Source organism: Corallococcus sp. Z5C101001 (assembly GCF_007352635.1).
Classification (GTDB): domain Bacteria; phylum Myxococcota; class Myxococcia; order Myxococcales; family Myxococcaceae; genus Corallococcus; species Corallococcus silvisoli.
The window spans coordinates 715,539-736,884 of sequence record NZ_VKLU01000001.1; the positions used below are offsets into that span (position 1 = coordinate 715,539).

General features: G+C 72.2%; 17 protein-coding genes. 5 read left to right on the plus strand and 12 right to left on the minus strand.

Annotated features, from left to right (window positions below; all coding sequences use genetic code 11):
• Positions 1-332 precede the first annotated feature (332 nt).
• The 4 genes from FOF48_RS03005 to FOF48_RS03020 all read right to left on the minus strand — a co-directional run bounded on the left by FOF48_RS03005 (position 333) and on the right by FOF48_RS03020 (position 4,728).
• Complete coding sequence (locus FOF48_RS03005; RefSeq protein ID WP_143898518.1) at positions 333-1,709, minus strand: TolC family protein; 1,377 nt, start codon at positions 1,707-1,709, stop codon at positions 333-335.
• Between the two features lie 123 nt (positions 1,710-1,832).
• Positions 1,833-2,600, minus strand: coding sequence for an outer membrane lipoprotein-sorting protein (locus tag FOF48_RS03010; protein ID WP_143898521.1), 768 nt, complete (start codon positions 2,598-2,600; stop codon positions 1,833-1,835).
• A 134-nt stretch (positions 2,601-2,734) separates the two neighbouring features.
• Positions 2,735-3,550: a LytTR family DNA-binding domain-containing protein gene (locus tag FOF48_RS03015; RefSeq protein WP_143898523.1), complete on the minus strand. Its 816-nt coding sequence runs from the start codon at positions 3,548-3,550 to the stop codon at positions 2,735-2,737.
• On the minus strand, positions 3,547-4,728 hold the full coding sequence (locus tag FOF48_RS03020) for a sensor histidine kinase (RefSeq protein WP_143898525.1): 1,182 nt from the start codon (positions 4,726-4,728) through the stop codon (positions 3,547-3,549). The genes FOF48_RS03015 and FOF48_RS03020 overlap by 4 nt, the downstream gene beginning before the upstream one ends.
• Positions 4,729-4,963: 235 nt before the next feature.
• Here FOF48_RS03020 and FOF48_RS03025 point away from each other — a divergent pair, with 235 nt between their 5' ends.
• A complete protein-coding gene (locus FOF48_RS03025) occupies positions 4,964-6,553 on the plus strand; it encodes a sigma 54-interacting transcriptional regulator (protein WP_255441834.1) in 1,590 nt (529 codons plus the stop codon).
• Positions 6,554-6,610: 57 nt separating this feature from the next.
• Here the strand turns inward: FOF48_RS03025 and FOF48_RS03030 are convergent, their stop codons facing one another.
• The 7 genes from FOF48_RS03030 to FOF48_RS03060 form a co-directional block, all read right to left on the minus strand.
• The gene (locus FOF48_RS03030; RefSeq protein ID WP_143898527.1) at positions 6,611-7,198 is read right to left on the minus strand and encodes a hypothetical protein; all 588 of its coding nucleotides are present in this window, start codon (positions 7,196-7,198) and stop codon (positions 6,611-6,613) included.
• Between the two features lie 94 nt (positions 7,199-7,292).
• Complete coding sequence (locus tag FOF48_RS03035; protein WP_143898529.1) at positions 7,293-8,666, minus strand: hypothetical protein; 1,374 nt, start codon at positions 8,664-8,666, stop codon at positions 7,293-7,295.
• Entirely contained in the window at positions 8,663-9,589 is a 927-nt protein-coding gene (locus FOF48_RS03040; RefSeq protein ID WP_143898531.1) for a biotin-dependent carboxyltransferase family protein, read from the minus strand. Before FOF48_RS03040 ends, FOF48_RS03035 begins: the two co-directional genes overlap by 4 nt.
• The gene (locus FOF48_RS03045) at positions 9,586-10,875 is read right to left on the minus strand and encodes a LamB/YcsF family protein (RefSeq protein ID WP_143898533.1); all 1,290 of its coding nucleotides are present in this window, start codon (positions 10,873-10,875) and stop codon (positions 9,586-9,588) included. The genes FOF48_RS03040 and FOF48_RS03045 overlap by 4 nt, the downstream gene beginning before the upstream one ends.
• Positions 10,876-10,902: 27 nt before the next feature.
• Positions 10,903-11,598, minus strand: coding sequence for a histidine phosphatase family protein (locus tag FOF48_RS03050; protein ID WP_143898535.1), 696 nt, complete (start codon positions 11,596-11,598; stop codon positions 10,903-10,905).
• Positions 11,598-12,677 carry a phosphotransferase family protein gene (locus tag FOF48_RS03055; protein WP_143898538.1) on the minus strand — a complete coding sequence of 360 codons (1,080 nt, stop codon included), beginning with the start codon at positions 12,675-12,677 and terminating at the stop codon, positions 11,598-11,600. Before FOF48_RS03055 ends, FOF48_RS03050 begins: the two co-directional genes overlap by 1 nt.
• Positions 12,678-12,679: 2 nt before the next feature.
• Positions 12,680-13,918, minus strand: coding sequence for an acyl-CoA dehydrogenase family protein (locus tag FOF48_RS03060; protein WP_143898540.1), 1,239 nt, complete (start codon positions 13,916-13,918; stop codon positions 12,680-12,682).
• A gap of 60 nt (positions 13,919-13,978) precedes the next feature.
• Here FOF48_RS03060 and FOF48_RS03065 point away from each other — a divergent pair, with 60 nt between their 5' ends.
• Positions 13,979-14,926 (plus strand): LysR family transcriptional regulator, encoded by a 948-nt coding sequence (locus FOF48_RS03065; RefSeq protein WP_143898542.1) that lies wholly within the window; start codon positions 13,979-13,981, stop codon positions 14,924-14,926.
• Between the two features lie 24 nt (positions 14,927-14,950).
• Here FOF48_RS03065 and FOF48_RS03070 read toward each other — a convergent pair whose 3' ends face one another.
• Positions 14,951-15,667: a TetR/AcrR family transcriptional regulator gene (locus FOF48_RS03070; protein ID WP_143898544.1), complete on the minus strand. Its 717-nt coding sequence runs from the start codon at positions 15,665-15,667 to the stop codon at positions 14,951-14,953.
• 133 nt (positions 15,668-15,800) lie between these two features.
• Between FOF48_RS03070 and FOF48_RS03075 the strand changes: the two genes are divergently transcribed.
• Genes FOF48_RS03075 through FOF48_RS03085 form a run of 3 tightly spaced genes read left to right on the plus strand, consistent with a single transcriptional unit; the run spans position 15,801 to position 21,287 of the window.
• Positions 15,801-16,448: a hypothetical protein gene (locus FOF48_RS03075; protein WP_143898546.1), complete on the plus strand. Its 648-nt coding sequence runs from the start codon at positions 15,801-15,803 to the stop codon at positions 16,446-16,448.
• A 25-nt stretch (positions 16,449-16,473) separates the two neighbouring features.
• Positions 16,474-17,595 carry an efflux RND transporter periplasmic adaptor subunit gene (locus FOF48_RS03080; protein WP_143898548.1) on the plus strand — a complete coding sequence of 374 codons (1,122 nt, stop codon included), beginning with the start codon at positions 16,474-16,476 and terminating at the stop codon, positions 17,593-17,595.
• Positions 17,592-21,287, plus strand: coding sequence for an efflux RND transporter permease subunit (locus FOF48_RS03085; protein ID WP_143898551.1), 3,696 nt, complete (start codon positions 17,592-17,594; stop codon positions 21,285-21,287). The genes FOF48_RS03080 and FOF48_RS03085 overlap by 4 nt, the downstream gene beginning before the upstream one ends.
• Positions 21,288-21,346: the final 59 nt, after the last annotated feature.

Sequence of the window (21,346 nt, forward strand, 5' to 3'; positions counted from 1 at the left end):
AGGGGGTGTCGTCATCCGCGCTTCCTGATTCACCCGCCGCATCAGGCCTCCGTCAGGAACGCGTCCAGGAGTGGCTGGATGGGTCGTCATCCGCGCTTCTTGCTTCACTCGCCGCATCGGGCCTCCGTCAGGAGCGCGTCCAGGCGGGCCTGGATGGGTCGTCATCCGCGCTCCCGGCTTCACCTGTCGCATCGAGCCTCCGTCAGGAACGCGTCCGGGTGTGGCCGGGTGGGGCGTCATCCGTGCTCCGTGCTTCACCTGTCGCATCGGGCCTCCGTCAGGAACGCGTCCGGGTGTGGCCGGGTGGGGCGTCGTCATCCGCGCTTCCTGCTTCACCTGTCGCATCGGGCCTCCGTCAGGAACGCGTCCAGGCGTGCCTGGACGAGCGTGAACTCGCGCAGCACCAGGTCCAGCTCCGCCTGTCGCAGGGCCGCGCCGCTCTGCACCAGATCGAGGCTGCCGCCACGGCCCACTTCGTAGGCGCGGCGGGTGAGCCGGTCGGTGCGCTCGGCGAGGTCCCGCGACTCCACCGCGTTCTTCACCAGCGCTTCGGCCACCTCCACGCTGCGGCGGGCCCGCGCCACCTCCAGCTCCACGTCGCGGCGGGCGCGCTCCAGCGCCGCCTCCGCCTGGGCCTCCACGCCCGTACGCTCCCGCACCAGCCCTCCGCGCCCGCCGCCCTCCCAGAGAGGCACCGAGAGCACGGCGGCGACGTTCCACGTCGCGATGCGACCGAAGCCCGGGTCCGTGGTGAGGCCCGCGAGGGTGCTGCTGACGCCCAGCGTGGGCAGATAGCCCGCGGCGGCCTGCCTCCGGCTCTCTCGCGCGGACTCCACCTGAGCGCGCGCCGCCACCAGGTCGGGCCGCGCGTCCAGGCTCTCCAGCGGGGCGCAGGTATTGCGCGTCCGCTCCACGAGCCCCCGCAAGTCGAAGGCCGGGTCGACGCCCATGGACTGGCCGAAGCCCAGCGAGAGGCCCAACGCCTCGCGCGTCCGGCGCAACTGTTCGTCCCCGGCGATGAGCGCGCCGCGAGCCACCGCCACGTCCTGATCGACGCGCACCACGTCCAACTGGTTGCCCGCACCCAGCTCCAAGGTGCGCTGCGTGAGCGCGGCACGCTCCAGCGCGCGCCTCAGGCCCACGCGGTTGATCTCCGCGGCGCGTTCAGCGGCCACGGTAGCCACCAGCACCTGCGCCAGCCCCAGGGTGAGCCGACGCCGGGTGTCTTGAAGGCTGGCCACCGCGCCCGTCTCCGCCTCCCGGGCCGCCGACAGTCCCCTCCACGCGCTCAGGTCCACCACCGCCTGCGTCAGCGTCGCGCCAAGGGTTCCCGTGGGGGCGGTGACGGTGTGGTTGTCTCCCGCGGCGCCGGGAAGCACCCCCGAAGGAACGTCGGGATTGAGGAGATCCAGCGCCACGCCCGCCTGGGCGCGCGCATTGGGCAGCAGCGCGGAGAGGGCCTGACGCCAGCGCCCGCTCGCGCGCTCCACGCTCGCTTCGGCGCCGCGCAGGTCCGTGGACCGCTCGCGCATCAGTGCGAGCGCCTCATCCCAGCTCTTCACGAGCCGGGGCGCGGCCGGGACAGGGGTGAGCATCGAGTCCTCCACCGCGGGTGGGCGGGTGGCCGGAGGCAGGTCGGAGGAGGAGGGCGCCACGGCCTGGGTCGAGACCGCGGCGAGCGCGAGGAGGAGGACGGAAGGAGGGGCCATTCGCCGGACGTGGAGGAGGAAAGGGAGTCGAAGCGCCCACGGTCCGGGCTTTCCGGCGCGGGGGGCTTGGGGACCGTCCCCCAGGGGAGCCGAGCGCTCCCGCTAGGGAAGAAGCGCGGCGGCTCAGCTGCGCGGCGTCGTCGCCTTGAACGTGGCGGCGTCGACGGGCGCGTCGTAGCGGGCGCTCTGGACGACCTTCTCGCCCGGCTTACCGTCGGCCTCCCACCGCACGTGGTGGCTCAGCATGATGCCGTCCACGTCGCGGTAATCGGAGAAGGCCATCGTCTTGTTGAACGCCTTGCCCTCCTGGGTGCCGGCATACGTGCGGCGCACCTCCAGGAAGGACTTCGCGTCGATGAAGCGGACCTCCGTCTCCCGGGCGCGGGTGAGGACCAGCTTGAACGCGGGAGCGCCCTCCACCTCCACCGTGCCGTCCAGCGCCAGCGTGACGACGCCCCGGGCCTTCGGGTCCAGCAGGGCGTCATCGAACACCGCGCCCTCGGCCATCAGCGCGTTCAGCTCCTGGCTCACTTGCTTCGGCGCGGCCGTCCCCTCCACCACCCAGCCCTGCTGCCCATCGAACAGCCTGGTGACCTGGGCGCCGTTCGTGTCCATGTCGTTGCGCAAGAGGTTGGGTCGCGCACGCCGCAGGGTCGAAGTCGTCACCGTGGTGCCCTCGGTGACGCGGGTGGTGATCTGAAACGTCTTCGCGGCCTTGATCCGCTCCTTGCCGCCCATGGCCTTCAGGTGCTTGTCGACGACCGTCTGGAGCGTCATCGAAGCCTGGGAGGAACCCTGGGTGCATCCGGCGCCTTCGCCCGCCGCCGCGATGGTGGGCGCGAACGTCAGACCGAGGGCCAGGAACGAGACGACGAGGGGCTTGCGCAGCATCAGGTGTGCCTCCGTGCGGGTGGGTCGCGGGAGGCACGGTGCCCGTGCGGGCACGTCGCGGGTGGAGCGTTCAGCCGGTGGGGATGGGCGTGCGGTGAACGGGCCTGGGCGTGCAGCGAACGGGCCCGGCCAGTTCAGCCCAGGTGCTGGAACTTCTCCCGGTGGCTGCGCGCCACGCGCAGTTCGGCGCCGCCCGTCAGCACCACCACGAGCTCCCTGCGCCCTTCGCTGCGCAGCTCGCGGATGCGGCGCGAGTTGACGATGGCCGAGCGGTGGATGCGCATGAAGCGCTCCGGATCCAACCGCGCCTCCAGGCTCTGCATCGTCTCGCGGTGGAGGTACGCCTTCCCGCCCGCGTGGATCTGCACGTAGTAGTCGGCGGCCTCGATGTATTCGATCTCATCCACGTCCAGGAACACGACCCGGCCCGTGTCGCGGATTGCCAGCCTGCGCACCCATGGCTCCGGCGCGGCGGGAGGGGCCGGTGCCATGGTGGGTGGGGGCGTGATGTCGCGCTCGCCATAGGTGGAGAGCACGGACATCAGTCGCTGGCTGAGGTCGGACATGCGCCTCAGGCGGATCTGCGCCTTGGCGCGGCCGACGGCGTCGTGGAAGCGGTCGTCGCGGAAGGGCTTGAGCAGGTAGTCGAGCGCGTGGATGTCGAAGGCGCGCAGGGCGTAGCGGTCATACGCGGTGACGAAGATGACGGCGGGCATCTCGCCAGGGCCCAGGTGGGAGAGCACCTCGAAGCCATTGAGCTCCGGCATCTGCACGTCGAGCAGGACGAGGTCCGGCCGCTGCTCGCGGATGAGGCGCACCGCCTCCGGTCCGTTGCCGGCCTCACCCACCACGCGGACCTCCGGGTCCGTGGAGAGCAGCAGGCGCAGCCCCTCGCGAGCGAGCGGCTCGTCATCCACGAGGAGGGTGCGGATGCAGGCGGACGCGTTCATTCCGAGGGCGAGGCCGGCTGGAAGGGAAGCTCCAGGCGGGCGCGCACGCCCCCCCCGGCGCGGTTCTCCAGGGAGAAGACGTGGCGGTCCGCGTAGAGCGAGTGCAACCGCGCCCGCACGTTGGCCACGCCGATGCCGCCGTCCGGGGTGTCCCAGCCGGGCGCGAGCCCCGGGCCGTCATCGAGCACCTCCAGCAGCAGCCGGGCTCCGTCGCGCGCCGCGCGCAGCTCCACGCGTCCAGCGCCGGAGCGGGTGGCGAGGCCGTGCTTGATGGCGTTCTCCACGAGCGGCTGGAGGATGAGGCTGGGCACGAGCGCGCCGAGCGCCGCGGGGTCGATGGCGCGGACCACCTGGAGCCGGTCCTGGAAGCGCGTCTGCTCGATGTCGAGGTAGCGCTCCAGGAAGGCCAGGTCCTCATGGAGCGGGACCTGCTGGCGGCCGGTGGTGTTGAGCGCCATGCGCAGCAGCTCGCTGACGCCGGTGATCATCCGGATGGAGCCGGCGGTGTCCTGCTTGCGCACGAGGACGGAGATGGCGTTGAGCGTGTTGAAGAGGAAGTGCGGGTGGAGCTGGGCGCGCAGGGCGTCGAGCTGCGCGTGGACCAGTCGCGTCTCCAGCTGCGATTGGATCAGCGCTCCCTCGACATAGCGGCGCTGGTACTCCAGGGCGGCGCCCACGGCGAGGATGCCCCCATAGACAGGGATGTCCGTGACGCCGTACTTGCCCAACAGCATGGGCATGATGAAGCCCAGCGAGTTGTCCAGGTACCACTTCTCCTCCGCGAAGCGGTTGACGGCGATGATGAGGAACAGGTGGGGAATGATCAGCCCGACGAGGACGGGCACGTGCACCGCGAGCGAGCGACGCCAGACGCCGCGCTCCAGGCGGAAGCGCCGCCCGAGCGCGACGATGAGGGGCGTGACCAGCGCCCAGTACCACCAGGGTGGCAGATGCAGCAGCAGGGCCTGGGTGAACGGGTACGTGGGGTCCTTCGCCTGGGCGTAGAAGTAGGTCTGGCTGGAGGTGATGACCCCCGGCACGGCGTAGGCCAGCAGGAGCAGCGGCAGGCGGCGCGCCTGACGGAGCCACGCGGACGGCGCGGACGCGGAAGCCTCCGGCCGGAGGCTCACGGCGGGAGACGGCAGGAGGTGGCTCGCGGCGGGGGAGGTGGATTCCACGTGTGCGCGACTCTACGTCCGCGCCAGGGCCCCCTCCGAACCGGTGCAGCCAAAGGGCTCCGGCGTGCAGCGAACGGGCCCGCCCGCCTGCTCCTCACTCCCGGGACAGGGGCTGGCGAAAACCGCCCCTGGATTCAAGGGGTTGGATGAGAGCCTGCCGCTGGGACGCGAGGGACCACGAAATCCCGGTGCGGCCGCCACTGCAATTTCGGTGAATCGCTGTTATCGGTCGCCCATGCCGGACGAACTCATGGGACGCCACCCGGAAGTGACACACGATGCCCGGGAGCTGGTCGAGCTGGCCACCACCGAAGAAGGGGTGGCGGAGCTGCTCCGGCGTGGACTGGATTGGCTGACCCGGGTGGTGCCGTTCGACCTGGCCACGCTGTTCCTCCTCAAGGAGGGGAAGCTGGAGGCGGTGGCGGCGCGCGGTCCGCTGGCGAACCAGGCGGTGCGCAAGCATTCGCTCCAGTTGTCGGACTTCCCTTCGCTGCGGCAGGCGCTGGAGACGCGGCGCGCGCGGGCGTTCACGGAGGAGGACCACGCGCACGGGGATGGGGACCCCTTCGACGGGGTGCTGGACCTGCCCGAGGGGCACGCGTGCATGGTGGTGCCGCTGTGCGCGGGGGAGCGCTGCTACGGCGTGCTGACGTTGGACCGCGTGCAGTGCGAGACCTACGCGCAGCCGGTGGTGGACCTGGTGGAGGTGTACGGGCAGATGCTGGCCACGGCGCTCCAGGGCGCCGAGCAACGCGCGGTGGTGGAGCGGCTGCACCGCCAGGACCACGAGCACGCGAAGCTGTTGGAGTCGCAGCTGGGCGGGGAGTCGGAAGGCATCCTGGAGACGTCGCTGAGTCCGGTGATGCAGGACCTGGCCCGGCGCGCCCGGCAGGTGGCGGAGACGGACACGCCGGTGCTCATCACCGGCGAGACGGGCACGGGCAAGGAGCGTCTGGCGCGGGCCATCCACCGCTGGAGTCCGCGGGCGGACCAGCCCTTCGTGTCGCTCAACTGCGCGGCGATCCCGGCGGGGCTGCTGGAGAGCGAGCTGTTCGGCCACGTGAAGGGCGCGTTCACCGGGGCGAACCGCGACCGGGCGGGCCGCTTCCAGATGGCGCACGGAGGCACGCTGCTGCTGGATGAGATTGGCGAGCTGCCGGTGGAGCTGCAGGCGAAGCTGCTGCGCGCGCTGCAGGAGAAGACGTTCGAGCCGGTGGGCAGCGACAAGACGGTGAAGGCGGACGTGCGCATCCTGGCGGCGACGCACGTGGACCTGCACCAGGCCATCGCGCAGAAGCGCTTCCGCGAGGACCTGTTCTACCGCCTGAGCGTGTTCCCGCTGCGGCTGCCGCCCCTGCGCGAGCGGCGCGAGGACCTGCCGCAGCTGGCCGCGTTCCTGCTGGAGGAGCAGGCGCGGCGCATTGGCCGGCGCGGCATCCGGGTGTCGACCTCCGGGCTGGCGCGGCTGGCGGCGTATGACTGGCCGGGCAACCTGCGTGAGCTGGCGAACGCGCTGGAGCGCGCCACCATCCTCACGAGCGGCCCGGAGCTGTCGTCGCAGTCCTTCGACCTTCCAGGGGAGCGGGCGCGGGTGACGCCGGTGGAGGAGACCGCGGCGCCGCTGCAGGCCGGGGCGAAGGTGCTCACGCTGGCGGCCGTGCAGCGCGAACACATCCTGCGGGTGCTCACGCTCACGCGGGGCCGGGTCTACGGAGACGGCGGGGCGGCGGCGCTGCTGGGGCTCAAGCCGTCCACGCTGCAGAGCCGGATGAAGAAGCTGGGCATCGCGCGGCTGGAGGGGTTCTCGGCCGCGGACGAGGTGTGACGGCGGCCGGAGGATGAGGGCCGGCGCTCGCGGGCCCTCTCCTGTCCCAGGGGCCGCTCAGTACCAGCGGCTGTCTTCACGGGCCTCGCGGCGGTCCTCCCGGAGCTCCTGACGGTTTCGCGACTGCTCGGCGCGGGCGAGCTGGACCAGGTCGGCGATCAGCATACGCTTGCGCGTGACGCTGCCGCTGTCCATGCGCCCGTAGAGGCCGTTCAGCTCCTGCGCGATGGCGCGCGTCTGTTGCAGGGCGCGGGCCTCCTGGCGGACGTCGCGCACGTCGTCGCGGTGGTCCTGACGGTCGTCGCGGCGGTAGCCGTCGTGGCGCACCTCGCGGGCGCTGCTTCGCGCCTCCTGCTTGTCCTGCGCCAGCTCGCGGCGGGATTCGCTCAGCTCCGACGCCACGTAGGCGCGCAGCTCTTCCTCCACCCGCTGCAGATCCCGGCGCGCGTAGCGGCCCCGGGCCGAGTCGTAGCGGGACAGCAGCGTCTCCACCTGCCGCAGGTCGAGGCGATCATCGCGGAGCTCCCGGGCGTCCTGGCGCAGCTCCTGCCGGTCGCGGGCCTGCTCGGCGTGGTCGCGGGGACCGCCCGCGTGCGCCAGGGCCGGGAGGGACAGCGCCATCGTTGCCAGCAGCCACTTCACCATGGGGAGTCTCCTTCAAGTGCGTCGATGCCCGGATGGACGAAGCCGGGCGCCGCGCATTCAAGGAGGGGACTCCCTTGGTGGGGATGACAGGGGCCTACGCCACTCCGGGTGCGGAGGCGGTTCGCGGAGCGGCGGGGGCCACCGGGTAGTGTGCCTCCTTGCCGAAGGGCTGGTCGAACAGGCGCGGATCCGACTGGCGCGAGCGGAAGAGGTCCACGATGTAGTTCATCCGCTGGTCCAGCTTGCTCCAGTCCTTCGCGGCCGTGCCCTTGAGGCTGTCGGGCGTGGCGTCCAGGCGGCCCATCAGCTCGCGCAGCTTCGGGTTCTCCAGGGTGCGCAGGTGCGGCGGGAAGAGCGTCGACTCCATGCCCGCGGGCGGAGGCAGGTCGTTGCCCAGCTTCAGCGCGCCGCCGGGCACCGCGAGCTTCATCATGTGCTCGGTGGCGATGCCGCGGAACACGTCCGCCAGCTTGCCCACCAGCGGGTTGACGGCCAGGTCCACCACGCCCGACTTGATGGCGGCCCGCGCCGCGAGGTTGGCGGGGAAGGGCAGCGCGCTGGCCCCCGCCTGGATGCTCTTCTTGAGGATGTTGCTGAAGATGTCCTTCACCGGCGCGTTGAGCGCCTTCTCCACGAAGGACTGGAGCTGCGTCTGCTCGTGCAGGCCCACGGTGTCGTTGGCCAGCAGCATCAGCTCGGCCTTCTTGTTCGGGTCCTTCTCGAACATGGCCTGCGCGTAGTTGCCGAACGCGTCCTTCAAGAGCGGCTTGTCGGAGGGGAAGGCCTCCAGGTACTGCTGGAGCTTCGCGGGGTCCAGCTGGGTGTCGCCCTGGAAGGTCTCCACGAAGCGGGCGAACTCCTGGCCCACCTCCTGGAAGACGAACTGGTTGCCGTCGCCAATGGCCTTGCTGACGGTGTTGAGCGCGTCCGCGCCCGCCTTGGCGATGTCGCCCGTGGGCATCGCGGGCAGGCCCAGCTTGCGCAACAGGTCGTCCACCTTGGACATGGCCTCACCGAGGACGCCGCCGCCCTTGAGCACGTCCACGAAGGCCTTCGGCATGTCCTCCTGGCGGATGCTCACGCCGGCCTGCTTCGAGGCCCAGGTGGCGAAGGTGGACCAGTTGGCGTTCTCCTTGCCCAGCAGCGTCCCCACCGCGTCGGACAGGTCGTGGTAGCCCTGGGTGATGGCCAGGTTGCGCGCCACCGGGTCCTTCATCGCGGCGATGTTCGCCACGTCGGCGCGGGTCGGGTAGGTGCCCGGCGTGGGGCGCGGGCCGCCCTGCTGGGTCGCCGCGGCCGGCGTGGACAGCGCCACCGGGGCCTTCGTGGACTTCGACGACTCGAAGAGGGAGGCACCCTGGCCGTCGCGCGCCGCGGGCTTCGCCTCGTTGCGCGGGCGAGGAGGGACGACTGGATCGGACGTGCGGGGCGTGGAGGCGGTGCGCGGGCCGATCTTCGGGGAGTTCATCCTTCCAGTATCGGACGGAGGGGGCCGGGAGTTGCCTGGGGCGGACGGGCGGGATGCGCCCTCCATGCCTCGCGGGCCTCCTCCAGGGACACGGCCTGGAAGCGCACCGGAGTCCCCGGACGGCGCGCGCCCAGCCGGCCCCAGTCGGCGCGGATGACGGAGGCGATCAACGGGTAGCCCCCGGTGGTGGGGTGGTCCGGGCCCAACACGATGGGGGCGCCGGACAACGTGACCTGGAGGGCGCCGCGCACCATGGGACGCGACGTGCCCGTGCCCTCGTCTCCGTGTGGGACAGGGGGCCCGTCCAGGCGCTGACCCACGCGGTCGCTGGAGGGCGACACGGTGAAGGTGCTGCCCAGCAGCACGGCCAAGGCCGCGTCGCCGAAGCAGGCGGCGTCCGGACCCAGCAGCACCCGCAACGGAGCGGTGGGGTCCAGTGCCGCCTCGAGCCGCTGGAGGTCCGCGTCCGAGGGCGGGCCCTGCCTCGCGGCGGGAATGCCCAGCGGGAGCCGGTCGCCGGTGCGCAGCGGACGGCCCTCCCAGCCGCCCATGCGGGCCACCCACAGCGTGCCATGGCCCCCCAGGACCTCGGGAACCGCCAGCGCGCCGTCCACGGCCACGTAGCGCACGGCGTACCGGGTGGGCGCGGGCACGGTGAGGGTGTCGCCGTCCGAGAGCAGGTCGGGGGGCGCGCCATCCACGGACACGCGCACGTCGCGGCCCCGCGCGCGCAACTCCATCCGGCCATACGCCTCCACCGCCGCCGCTCCCGGCGCATTGCCCACCGCGCGGTTCGCCGCGATGAGCAGCTCCGGCACCCACGCACCGCCCGGGGGAACGCCGTGGTGCATGGCGCCCGGCCGGCCGCCGTCCTGCACCATCGCGGGAGCACCCAGGCCGGTGATCTCGACAGCGGTCGTCATCCGTCCTCCCGTTCGAAGCGCACGCGGTCGCCCAGGTGCAGCACCGCGCCTCGCGCCGGGTCGAAGGCGGTGAAGTCTCGCGCCGTGCCCACGAGGTTCCAGCCCCCTGGAGACGCGAACGGATACACGCCCGTGCGCGCCCCGGCGATGCCCACCGCGAGCGCTGGAACGCGCGTGCGCGGCGCGGGCAGCCGGGGACACGCGATGCTCGGGTCCACCTCTCCCAGGTACGCGAAGCCCGGCAGGAACCCCACGCAGCGGACCGTGTATTCGCGGGCCGTGTGGCGGCGGATCACCTCCTCCACCGACAGGCCCGCGTGCCCGGCCACCTTCGGCAGGTCCTCGCCGTCGTAGCGCACGCGGATGCGGATGAGCGGCGCCTCCACGCGAGACACGGGCTCCACGCGCAGCCGCGTCAACACGAGCGCGGGGGACTCGGGCGGGGTCGCCGGGTCGAAGTACACGCAGGCGTGGGCCTCCGTGATGACCGCGTCGAGCACGCCCGGCAGCGCGCAGAGGGCCTCGCGCGCCCGTGCCCGGGCCACTGCCTCCGGCAGCACCAGCCGCAGCGCGCTGTCCCCCAGCGGCTCCGGGGGCTGCTCCAGCGCATCCAGCATCGCGCGCACCTCGCGGGCCAGCGCCACGGCCCCCGGCGTGTCCCCGTGCACGCACAGCGTGTCCACCGCGCCGCCCGTGGCCAGCCTCGCCGTGTTCTCGCGCGCCAGGGCCACGTCGGTGAGCACCGCGCCGGGCTGGCCGCGTGGAATCAACGTCCCGTCCGGCAAGGTGCCCCGGTCCGCGAAGCCCTCGCGCGCGTAGCCGAGCCCGGCGGCTCGCGCCGCGTCCCTCAGCGCTCCCGTTCCCGGTCCCACGAAGGTGACGTCCTGGCCCAGCGCGTCCACCACGCCGTCCACCACCGCCCGGGCCAGCGCGGGCGCCTGGTTGGCCGCGTGGTACAGCGCGCCGTGCGGCTTCGCGTGCCGCACCGGCACGCCGCGCTCCCGGGCCAGCGCCGCCAGCCGCGCGCACTGCCCGGCCACCTGCGCGCGAAGCACCTCCGGCGCCACGCTCAGCGCCTTGCGGCCAAAGTTCTCACGGTCCTCGTACGACGGATGCGCGCCCGCCCGCGTACCATGGCGCTCGCACAGCTCCAGGGCCCGCCGCATGGACGCCGCGTCCCCCGCGTGTCCTCCGCAGGCGATGTTCGCCAGATGCGCGAGCGCGTAGAGCTGTTCGTCCTCCCCGGGCAGCTCCCCCAGGTCGATGTTGAGCAGGCACCGCGTCATGGGCCCACGCTACGCGAGCCCCGCCGGTCAGCGGTAGGTGATGAGCGAGCGGTGCGCCCCTTCGAAGTGGCCGTGCTCGTTGAGCGTGGACAGATACCTGCCCCGCTCGCTGTAGATCACCTTGGTGATTCCACAGTTGGCCAGCGTCCAGTTCATCCGGAAGGCGTGCGCGTCCGGGATGCCCAGCAGCTCCTGGGCGATGGCGGTGATGGGCCCACCGGAAGTGAACACCAGCGCCGTCCTCGAGGGCCCCAGCGACGCGACCAGCGCGGCCAGTGCGTCCAGGCAGCGCGCCTTGAAGGCGGACCAGGACTCCCGGTACTCGCCGTCGTGGCCGCCCGCCACCCAGCGTGCGACGGCCTGGGTGAACAGCTCCTGGAAGGCGCGGCGCGGATCCTTCATGGCCGCCAGCTCCTCCCGCATCACGTCGGGGTCCGCGAAGCGCGGCGTGTGGCGCTCCACGACCTCCACGTGGTCGAACTCGTTGAAGCCCGCCACCTGCCGCCGGGTCTCCACCGGGTGGCCCAGCGCCTGGAGGCACGCGTCCGCCGTCTCGCGGTGGCGCAGCATCGTGCCCGTCACCACGACGTCCACCGTGGGCAGGCGGGAGCGCAGCGCCTCTCCCAGGACGCGCGCCTGCTCCACGCCCACGTCGGAGAGCTTGTCGTAGTCCGCCGCGCCGAAGGACGCCTGTCCGTGGCGCACGAGGTACAGGGCGCCCATCAGCCCCCCGCCTTCTTGATGAGCCGCCGGCAGCGGTAGGCGAGGTAGTTGACGATGAGCCAGTAGTTCTTGAACGCGGGGTTGCGCGTCTGCTTGTGGTGGTAGCGGTAGTAGATCTGCTGCGCGATGACCGCGAGGCGGAAGACGCCGTAGACCTCGTAGAAGGTCCAGTTGGCGGGCTTCAGTCCGGTCTTCTCCAGGTAGTACGCCACCACCTCGTCCCGCCGGAGCATGCCGGGCAGGTCCGTGGGCTGCCGGCGCGTCATGCGCAGGAACACGTCGTCATCCGCCTGGACCCAGTAGGCCAGCGTGTTGCCCAGGTCCATCAGCGGGTCGCCCAGCGTGGCCATCTCCCAGTCCAGCACCCCGATGACCCGCGTGGGGTCCTCCGGGTGGAGCACCACGTTGTCGAAGCGCCAGTCGTTGTGGATGACGCAGGTGCGCAGGTCCGGGGGCACGTGCGCGGCCAGCCACTCGCGCGTGCGCTTCATCTTGGGCACGTTCCAGGTGCGCGCCTTCTCGTAGCGGTCGGACCAGCCGGAGATCTGCCGCTGCGGATAGCCCGGCCCCTTGCCCAGCGACTGGAGCCCCACCGCCTGCGCGTCCACGCCGTGCAGCGCGATGAGCTGGTCCACGACGTTGAGGCACAGCTGACGCGTCTGGGCCTTGTCCAGGTTCACCCCCCGCGGCAGGTGCTTGCGCGGGATGAGGCCGGGGATGCGCTCCATCACGTAGAACTCCGCGCCCAGCACCGCGGGGTCCTGGCACAGCCCCACCATCGTGGGCACCACCGGGTACACGGGCTTGAGCGCCCGCTGCACCGTGTACTCGCGCGACATGTCGTGCGCGGACTTCGCCTTGGTGCCCGCGGGCGGCCTGCGCAGGATGAGGTCGCGGTTCTCGTACTTGAGCCGGTACGTCCAGTTGGACGCGCCGCCCGTGTACTGCGTCACCTCCGGCGTGCCCGCGAGCGAAGGCTCCTGGGCCTTGAGCCACGCGTCCACGGCGGCCACGTCCAGCGCCTCGCCGGAGCGCACGGCCTTGCCCTCGTCCAGCGGGATGGAGACCGGGGTCGTCATGGTCAGCCTCCCTTGCTGAAGCCGCGCTTCGCGAGCTCGATGCGGGTGATGACGCCCTTGTGCACCTCATCCGGGCCGTCCGCGATGCGCAGGCTGCGCGCCTGGGCGAAGAAGCCCGCGAGCGGCGTGTCGCGCGACACCCCCGCGCCGCCGTGGACCTGGATGGCGTCGTCCACCACCTGCTGGAGCACGTTGGGGGCCACGACCTTGATGGCGGAGATCTCCGTCATCGCTCCCAGCGCCCCCACCTCGTCCAGCTTCCAGGCCGCGTACAGCGTGAGCAGGCGGGCCTGGTCGATGGCGATGCGCGCCTCCGCCACGCGCTCGCGGTTGCCGCCCAGGTTGAGCAGCGGCTTGCCGAACGCCGTGCGCGCCATGCCCCGGTCGATCATCAGCTCCAGCGCCCGCTCCGCCGCGCCGATGCAGCGCATGCAGTGGTGGATGCGGCCCGGCCCCAGGCGGCCCTGGGCGATTTCAAAGCCCATGCCCGGCCCGGAGATGATGGCGGACTTCGGCAGGCGCACGTCGTGGAAGTGCACCTCGCCGTGGCCGTGCGGGGCGTCATGGTCGCCGTACACCGGCAGCATGCGGATGATCTCCACGCCCGGCGCGTCCAGCGGCACCAGCACCATGGAGTGGCGGTGGTGGCGGTCCGCGCCCGCCTGGGCGGTGAGCCCCATGAAGATGGCCACCTTCGCGTTCGGGTGGCCCAGGCCGCTGGACCACCACTTCTTGCCGTTGAGCACCACGTGGTCGCCGTCCACGTCGGCGGTGGCCTGCATGTTGGTGGCGTCCGACGACGCCGCGTCCGGCTCCGTCATGCAGAACACGGAGCGGATGTCGCCCGCGAGCAGCGGCTTCAGCCACTGCTCCTGCTGCTCCGGCGAGCCGTAGCGCCAGAGCACCTCCATGTTGCCGGTGTCCGGGGCGCTGCAGTTGAAGACCTCTGGCGCCATGAAGCTGCGGCCCATGGCCTCCGCGAGCGGCGCGTACTCCAGCGTGCTCAGCCCCGCGCCCAGCTTCGCGTCCGGGAGGAACAGGTTCCACAGGCCCTCGGCCTTCGCGCGGGCCTTGAGCTGCGCCATCACGGGCGGGACCTTCCACTGGCGCCAGTCACCGCCGGCCTCCATGCCGTGCAGCGCCTGGAGGTAGGCCCCCTCCGCCGGCTCGATGTGGTCAGCCATGAAGCGCTTCACGCGCTCCAGGTATTCGGTCGTCCTGGCGGAGGGCTGGAAGTCCATGCGCGGCATCCTGCGCCCCGGCGGGTTGATGAAGCCACTGAATGTTGGTCATGTGTTCTCATGAAGCCTGTTCAGGATTCGTCCGTCCGCCCGGCGCTGGACCTCAACCTCTTCCGGGTGTTCGACGTGGTGCTGCGCGAGCGCAACCTGGCCCGGGCCGCGGAGGCGCTGTTCCTCAGCCCCTCCGCCGTGAGCCACGCCCTGTCCCGCCTCCGCGAGCAGCTGGGCGAGCCGCTCTTCATCCGGGAGGGGAGGGGCGTGGCCCCCACGGCGCTGGCCGAGCGGCTGGCCCCGGGCATCCGCGACGCGCTCGCGCTCCTCCAGCAGGCGGTGCACCGCACCCGGCACTTCGAGCCCGCGCGCGACGTGCTCCACGTGGCCCTGGCGATGCCCGACGTGCTGGAGCCGTCGCTGCTGCCCGCGTGGGTGGAGCGCCTGCGCGTCCGCGCCCCGGAGGCCCGCGTCACCAGCGTCCGGCTGGAGCGCACGCGGCTGGAGCGGGACCTGGCGTCGGGGAGGCTGGACCTGGCGGTGGACGTGGCGCAGCCCACCGGACCGGACCTGCGGCACGCGGTGCTCCTGCGCGACGAGCTGTGCGTGGTGTCGTCCCGGCGCCGCGCGTTGTCCTCCGCCGCGTACCTGTCCGCGCGCCACGTCGCCGTGTCGTCCCGGCGCACGGGCCTCGCGTTCGAGGACCTGGTGCTGGGCCGGCTGGGGCACCAGCGCGACGTGGCCGTGCGCTGCCAGCACCACGAGGCCGCGTGCCGCATCGTCACGGGCTCCGACCTGCTGCTCACGATGCCCCGGCGGCACGCGGAGGCGCTCAACGCGGGGCTGGGCAACCACCTGCTGCCCGTGCCGCTGTCGCTGCCGCCCGTGGACCTGCACCTGTACTGGCACCGTCAGGTGGAGGAGGACCCGAAGAGCCGCTGGCTGCGCACGGAGCTGCTGGCGCTGGCGTCGGAGGTGATGAGGCCCGCGCGGAGGCCGAAGCGCCGGACGCGATGACGCCGCGCCGGCCCGTCCCCTGGCTCAGCGCCTGCGCGCGCCCGGCGTCGGGCGCTTGCGCGGCGTGCGCACCCCTCTGCGCCCCTGTGCCTTCGGCTTGCGCGCGGGAGGGCGGGAAGGGGCGGGCTGTTCGATGCTCGCGAGCATGATGCGGCGCAGGAGCGCGTAGACCGGCAGCGGGTCGAAGTCCTTGTCCAGCTGGTGGTGCAGCGCGAGCCCGTCCACGCACGCCTTGATGATGACGGCGTAGTGCAGGTCCTCGGCGCTGGGGGCGGTGTCTCGGCCGGAGCGCACGTGCGCCACGGTGCGGGCGATCTCACTGTCCCCCTGGCCCAGCAGTTGGGAGACCGCGGGCGTCAGCTCCCGGTTGCGCAGCCCCAGGGCGAACAGCTCGTAGCGCAGCCGGCACGTCCCCGGCGCGTCCGTGGCCAGCTTCTCGCCCCAGGCGAAGGCCGTCTCCGCCAGCTCCTCCACCGGCGTCTGCGCGCGCAGCCGCTCCAGCTCCGACATGTACTGCCGGCTGGCCTCCTGGGTGACGGCCAGGAGCAGCGCGTCCTTGCTGCCGAAGTAGTAGTGCACCAGGCCCTGGTTCACCCCCGCCTCACGCGCGACCTCCTTCACCGTCGCGGCGTCGTAGCCCCGCTCCCCCAACACCCGCTGGCCCGCGGCGATGAGGCGCGCCCGGGCGTCAGGCTCCGGAGCGGACGGGGGGGCGGTCTTTCCTCGACGCGAAGAAGGCATCCCTGACCCATAGGGCACGGCCTCCCACCCCGCAAGGGCGGACGTCCTGCCCTCGGCTTGACATCTCGCGTCGCCGGCCTTAGTTAGTCGTGTAGCTAAATTAGTCGAGTGACTAAATCGAAGGGGGAAGTCCATGCGAGTCGAAGCCAGTCGGTCGATGCGGTGGGTGAAGCCTGTGGCGGTGGTCGCGGCGTTGGCGGCGGTGCCGGCGGTGGCCCAGGACGTGGGTGTTTCGTCCACGGGGCAGGAGCAGCAGCGGCGCGGGGCGTTCCTCCTGGAGCTGCTGCCGCCCGCGCTGGACGGCTCGCTGTACGGGGTGCGGGCGGAGGTGGCGCCGTCGCGGGACTCGCGGCTGGCGTTCGGCCTGATGGGGCGCGCGGGTGGATGGAACCGGTCTCTGGGGGCGAAGGCGCGCTTCAGCGGCGTGGGCGCTGGCGACGTGAAGCTCAACTTCGGCGTGGGCATGGACAGCCGCTACACGCTGGCCTTCCTGGCGGACGGCACGGTGCGGCCGTTCGTGGGGATGTCGGTGGGCCTGGAGGAGTTCGTCGCGCGGCCCACCGCCGGGATGCCGGACCGCAAGGACTACACGACGACGGCCTTCCTGGAGCCGACGCTGGGCGTGATGTGGCGGCCGGGCACCGGGCGCGTGGGCCTGTCGGCGCGCGCGGGCCCGGGCTTCACCTTCACCGACGTGCGGGAGCTCCAGGTGGGCTCGAGCACGCTGGGCCTGCGCACGGTGTACCCCACGGCCTCGCTGGGCCTGCTCGTCGTCCTGTAGTCGTTCCCCTCTCCTGGAGTCCCCCATGCTGAAGCAATCCCTGCTCGGTGGAGCGCTGGCGTTCACCACCCTGGCGTGCGGTGAGCGCGCGCTCCCACCGCAGGAGCCCACCGCGGTGAAGGTCGCCGTCGTGGGCCGGGCGGAGGCGGGCTCCGGAGCGCGCTACTCGGCGGAGATCCAACCCGCGACGCGCGTGGACCTGGCCTTCAAGGTCGGGGGCTACGTGGAGTCCATCGCGAAGGTGCGCGGGGTGGACGGCGCGCCCCGGCTGCTCCAGGAGGGCGACGCCGTGCGCGAGGGCATGGAGCTGGTGTCGCTGCGCAAGGGGGACTTCCAGCAGAAGCTCGCGGAGGCGCAGGCGGCCCTCTCCCAGGCCCGCGCCTCCGAGGAGCAGGCGCAGCTCCACTTCGACCGCACGACGAAGCTGGTCGCGGGGGAGGTGGCCACGCCCGCGCAGCTCGACACGGCCCGCACGCAGCGCGACAGCGCGGCGGGCGCGGTGGCCGCGGCGAGGGCCCGGGTGGAGGAGGCCCGCTCGGCGCTGGCGGACACGGCGCTGCGCTCACCGCTGGAGGGCGTGGTGCTCAAGCGCCCCGTGGAGGTGGGCGCGCTGGCCGCGCCGGGCACCTTCGCGCTCTCCGTGGCGCAGACGCGCACCGTGCGCGTGGTGTTCGGCGTGCCGGACACGGTGCTGCCCGCCATCCGCCTGGGCGCGCCGCAGACGGTGACGACGCAGGCGTACGCGGGCCAGTCCTTCGAGGGGCGCATCTCCCGCATCGCGCCGTCGGCGGACCCCAAGAGCCGCGTGTTCGAGGTGGAGGTGTCCATCCCCAACGCGGATCAACGCCTGCGCCCGGGCATGGTGGCCGCGCTGTCCCTGAGCGCGAAGGGCGAAGCGGTGGCGCAGGAGCTGCTGGTGCCCCTGGCCGCCATCGTCCGCTCGCCGAAGCAGCAGGACGCCTTCGCCGTCTTCGTCATCGCGGACGGGCAGGGCGCGAGGCCCGTGGCCCGGGCGCGCGAGGTCCAGCTGGGGGACTACCTGGGCAACATCATCCCCGTGAAGGCGGGCCTCCAGGCAGGGGAGCGCATCGCCGTGCAGGGCGCGAGCCTCCTGTCCGACGGTGAGCCCGTGGAGGTGATTCCGTGAGCGCCCCCGGGGAAGGCCCGGCGCACGCCTCCCATGCGGCGAAGGAGCGCGCCCGGGACGAAGCGCTGGTGAACGGCAAGCACAACACCGCGCGCTACTTCACGGAGACGCGCCACGTGGCGTGGGTGGCGCTCGTCTTCACGCTGGTGTGGGGCGTCTACGGCTACCTCCAGATGCCCAAGGCGAAGGACCCGGCCATCGCGGTGCGCGTGGCGGTGGCCACCTGCCTGTGGCCGGGCGCGGAGGCGGAGAAGATCGAGCAGCTGGTCACCCGCCGCATCGAGCAGAAGCTGGCGGAGAACGCCTCCGTCGAGAAGGTGGAGTCCATCAGCCGCACCAGCCTGTCCGTCGTCTACGTCACGCTGAAGGAGGACGTGGCGGACCGGGCCCGGGAGTTCGACGACATCCAGGGCCGGCTCAACACGCTTCGCGACCTGCCCTCGGGCGCGGGCCCCATCCAGTTCCTCAAGGACTTCGGTGACACGTCCACGCTGCTGCTCACCGTGTCCAGCCCCAAGGCCAGCCCCGTGGAGCTGGACCTGCGCGCCCGGGCCCTCTCGCACGCCATCACCGAGGTGCGGGGCGCCGCCGCCGCGCCCGGGCCCCGCGCGACCCTGGTGGTCAACTTCCCGCCGTCCATCAACGCGGCCTCCATGCAGCGGCTGGGGGAGGACGCCCGGCGCTTCCTGGAGGCGCTGCCCGGCAACAGCGACGCGCACCTGCTCCAGAGCCCCGGCTTCATCGGCGTGGACGTGGCGACGCCCCTGACGGACGCCGCGCTGCTGGAGCACCTGCGCGGCTTCGTGCACGGACACCTGAGCGTGTCCGAGCTGCACCCGGACGTCTGGCGCCCCCTGGTGGTGCGCGACCCGAAGGACGCTCGGGCCCGGCTGGAGGAGGGCGCGGGGGACCGCTACAGCTACCGCGAGCTGGACGACTTCACGGACGCGCTCCAGCGCAGGCTCCAGCGGCTCCCCCTCGTGTCCAAGGTGACGCGCACGGGCGTGCTGCCGGAGAAGGTGTTCCTGGAGTACTCGCAGGAGCGGCTGGCGTCGTACGGCCTCCAGCAGTCCAACCTCTCCAGCCTGCTCGCCGGACGCAACATCACCGCGCCGGGAGGCATCGTGGAGGTGGATGGCCGGAGCGTGACCATCGACCCGTCGGGCGAGTTCAGCAGCGAGCGGCAGGTGGGCGACGTGGTGGTGACGACGAGCGGCGGCGGCGCGCCCGTGTACCTGCGCGACCTGGTGGACGTGCGGCGCGACTACCAGAGCCCCGCGCGCTTCCTGCATTACCTCAACGCCCGCGACGCGCAGGGCCACTTCACGCGCACGCGCGCCATCACCCTGGCCGTCAACATGCGCCCGGGCGAGCAGATTGGCGACTTCGGGGCCGCGGTGGACGCGGAGCTTTCGCAGGTGAAGAAGCTGCTGCCGGAGGACCTGGTCATCCGCCGCACCTCCGACCAGCCGCTCCAGGTGCGGGAGAACGTCCACCTCTTCATGTCGTCGCTGTACGAGGCCATCTTCCTGGTGGTGCTGGTGGCGCTGGTGGGCTTCTGGGAGTGGCGCACGGCGCTGCTGCTGGCCCTGTCCATCCCCATCACCCTGGCGATGACGTTCGGGCTGATGCACCTGTTCGGCGTGGACATCCAGCAGATCTCCATCGCGTCGCTCATCATCGCGCTGGGGCTGCTGGTGGATGATCCGGTGGTGGCGAGTGACGCCATCAAGCACTCGCTCTCCCAGGGGTGGAAGCCGCGCGTCGCCGCGTGGCTGGGGCCCACGAAGCTGGCCACCGCCATCCTGTTCGCGACCCTCACCAACATCGCGGCCTATCTGCCGTTCCTCACGCTGCCGGGGGACACGGGGAAGTTCATCCACTCGCTGCCCATCGTGCTCACGCTGTCGCTCGTCGCGTCGCGCATCGTATCGATGACGTTCGTGCCGCTCTTGGGCTCCACGCTCCTGCGGGCGCCGAAGACGCCGGAGCCGTCGTCGCGGGAGCGGCGCTCGAAGGGCTTCGCGCGCCGGTATGCCCAGGTCGTGGGCTGGGCCATCGACCACCGCTTCGTGGTGGTGGGCATCGCGGGCCTGCTGCTCGTGCTGGGGGGACTGGCCGGGACGCGGGTGAAGTCCGCCTTCTTCCCCAAGGACCTGTCGTACCTGTCCTACGTGGACGTGTGGTTGCCGGAGGACGCCACGCTGTCCTCGACGCGCGACGCCTCCGCCCAGGCGGTGACGGTGGTGCGGGAGGTGGCGGAGCAGTACGGCCGCGAGCACCCGGGACCGGACGGCGAGCCGCGCGAGGTGCTGGCGTCGGTGACGGAGTTCGTCGGCGGAGGCGGGCCGCGCTTCTGGTTCTCCGTGGCGCCGGAGCAGCAGCAGCTCAACTACGCGCAGCTCCTGCTCCAGGTGGAGGACAAGGAGGACACGCGCGCGCTGGTGCCGCTCCTCCAGGAGCAGCTCTCCCGCAGGATCGCCGGCGCGCGGCTGGACGTGCGCGAGCTGGAGACGGGCAAGCCCGTGGGCATCCCCGTGTCGGTGCGCATCTCCGGAGAGGACATCGGGCAGCTGCGCGCGCTGGCGGAGGAGGCCAAGGCGCTGTTCCGGAGCACGCCCGGCACCGCGCGCACCCGCGACGACTGGGGCAGCGACACCTTCGCGGTGAAGCTGGAGGTGGACCCGGACCGCGCCAACCTCGCGGGGGTCACCAACCTGGACGTGGCCACGTCCTCCGCGGTGGCGATGAACGGCATGACCGTGGGCCAGCTGCGCGAAGGCAACCATCAAATCGACATCGTGGCCCGCCTGCGCGCGGACGAGCGGGCGGGGCTGGGGGACATCGAGAACCTGTATGTCAGCTCGCGCACCGGGCCGCAGAAGGTGCCGCTCCGGCAGGTGTCGCACGTGGCGTACTCGCTCCAGACGGAGAAGATCCGCCGGCGCAACCAGTTCCGCACCATCACCGTGGCCACGTTCCCGCAGGCGGGCGTGCTGCCGTCGGAGGTGATGAAGCTGGCGAAGCCGAAGCTGGACGCCCTGCGCTCGCGCCTGCCCGTGGGCTACACGCTGGAGGTGGGCGGCGAGGCGGAGGAGCAGGTGAAGAGCTTCCGCAGCATGGCGATGGTGATGGGGATGCTGCTCGTCGCCATCTACGTGGCGCTGGCGGTGCAGTTCAAGAACGCCATCAAGCCGCTGGTGGTGTTCGCCGCGCTCCCGTTCGGCGCGGTGGCGGCGGTGGTGTCGCTGGACGTGATGGGCGCGCCGCTCAGCTTCATGGCCTTCCTGGGCATCATCAGCCTGATGGGCGTCATCGTCAGTCACATCATCGTGCTCTTCGACTACATCGAGGAGGCGCACGAGCGCGGCGAGCCCCTCCGGGAGGCGCTGCTGGACGCGGGGCTGATGCGCCTGCGGCCCGTGCTGGTGACGGTGGCGGCGACGGTGCTCGGGTTGATCCCGCTCGCCCTGCATGGCGGCCCGCTGTGGCAGCCGCTCTGCTACGCGCAGGTGGGGGGCCTCACGGTGGCCACGGTCCTCACGCTGCTGCTGGTGCCGGTGCTCTACACGCTGTTCGTCCGGGACCTGAAGTGGATCCGCTGGGACGCGCCCGCGCCGCACGACGCCGCTCCGGAGGTGACTCCGCCGCTGGCGCTTCCCCCGCGCGAGGAGCAGGCCGGGGTGGGGTGACAGGTAGCGCACGTCCCGCGTCACGGGCCGTCCATGACGCGGGGCGGGTGGGTACACTC

Bases quoted from the DNA above. Each gene is read 5' to 3' on its own strand.
- FOF48_RS03005 (WP_143898518.1), bottom strand. From the start codon at position 1,709: ATGGCCCCTCCTTCCGTCCTCCTCCTCGCGCTCGCCGCGGTCTCGACC.
- FOF48_RS03010 (WP_143898521.1), bottom strand. From the start codon at position 2,600: ATGCTGCGCAAGCCCCTCGTCGTCTCGTTCCTGGCCCTCGGTCTGACG.
- FOF48_RS03015 (WP_143898523.1), bottom strand. From the start codon at position 3,550: ATGAACGCGTCCGCCTGCATCCGCACCCTCCTCGTGGATGACGAGCCG.
- FOF48_RS03025 (WP_255441834.1), top strand. From the start codon at position 4,964: ATGCCGGACGAACTCATGGGACGCCACCCGGAAGTGACACACGATGCC.
- FOF48_RS03030 (WP_143898527.1), bottom strand. From the start codon at position 7,198: ATGGTGAAGTGGCTGCTGGCAACGATGGCGCTGTCCCTCCCGGCCCTG.
- FOF48_RS03035 (WP_143898529.1), bottom strand. From the start codon at position 8,666: ATGAACTCCCCGAAGATCGGCCCGCGCACCGCCTCCACGCCCCGCACG.
- FOF48_RS03040 (WP_143898531.1), bottom strand. From the start codon at position 9,589: ATGACGACCGCTGTCGAGATCACCGGCCTGGGTGCTCCCGCGATGGTG.
- FOF48_RS03045 (WP_143898533.1), bottom strand. From the start codon at position 10,875: ATGACGCGGTGCCTGCTCAACATCGACCTGGGGGAGCTGCCCGGGGAG.
- FOF48_RS03050 (WP_143898535.1), bottom strand. From the start codon at position 11,598: ATGGGCGCCCTGTACCTCGTGCGCCACGGACAGGCGTCCTTCGGCGCG.
- FOF48_RS03055 (WP_143898538.1), bottom strand. From the start codon at position 12,677: ATGACGACCCCGGTCTCCATCCCGCTGGACGAGGGCAAGGCCGTGCGC.
- FOF48_RS03060 (WP_143898540.1), bottom strand. From the start codon at position 13,918: ATGGACTTCCAGCCCTCCGCCAGGACGACCGAATACCTGGAGCGCGTG.
- FOF48_RS03065 (WP_143898542.1), top strand. From the start codon at position 13,979: ATGAAGCCTGTTCAGGATTCGTCCGTCCGCCCGGCGCTGGACCTCAAC.
- FOF48_RS03070 (WP_143898544.1), bottom strand. From the start codon at position 15,667: ATGCCTTCTTCGCGTCGAGGAAAGACCGCCCCCCCGTCCGCTCCGGAG.
- FOF48_RS03075 (WP_143898546.1), top strand. From the start codon at position 15,801: ATGCGAGTCGAAGCCAGTCGGTCGATGCGGTGGGTGAAGCCTGTGGCG.
- FOF48_RS03080 (WP_143898548.1), top strand. From the start codon at position 16,474: ATGCTGAAGCAATCCCTGCTCGGTGGAGCGCTGGCGTTCACCACCCTG.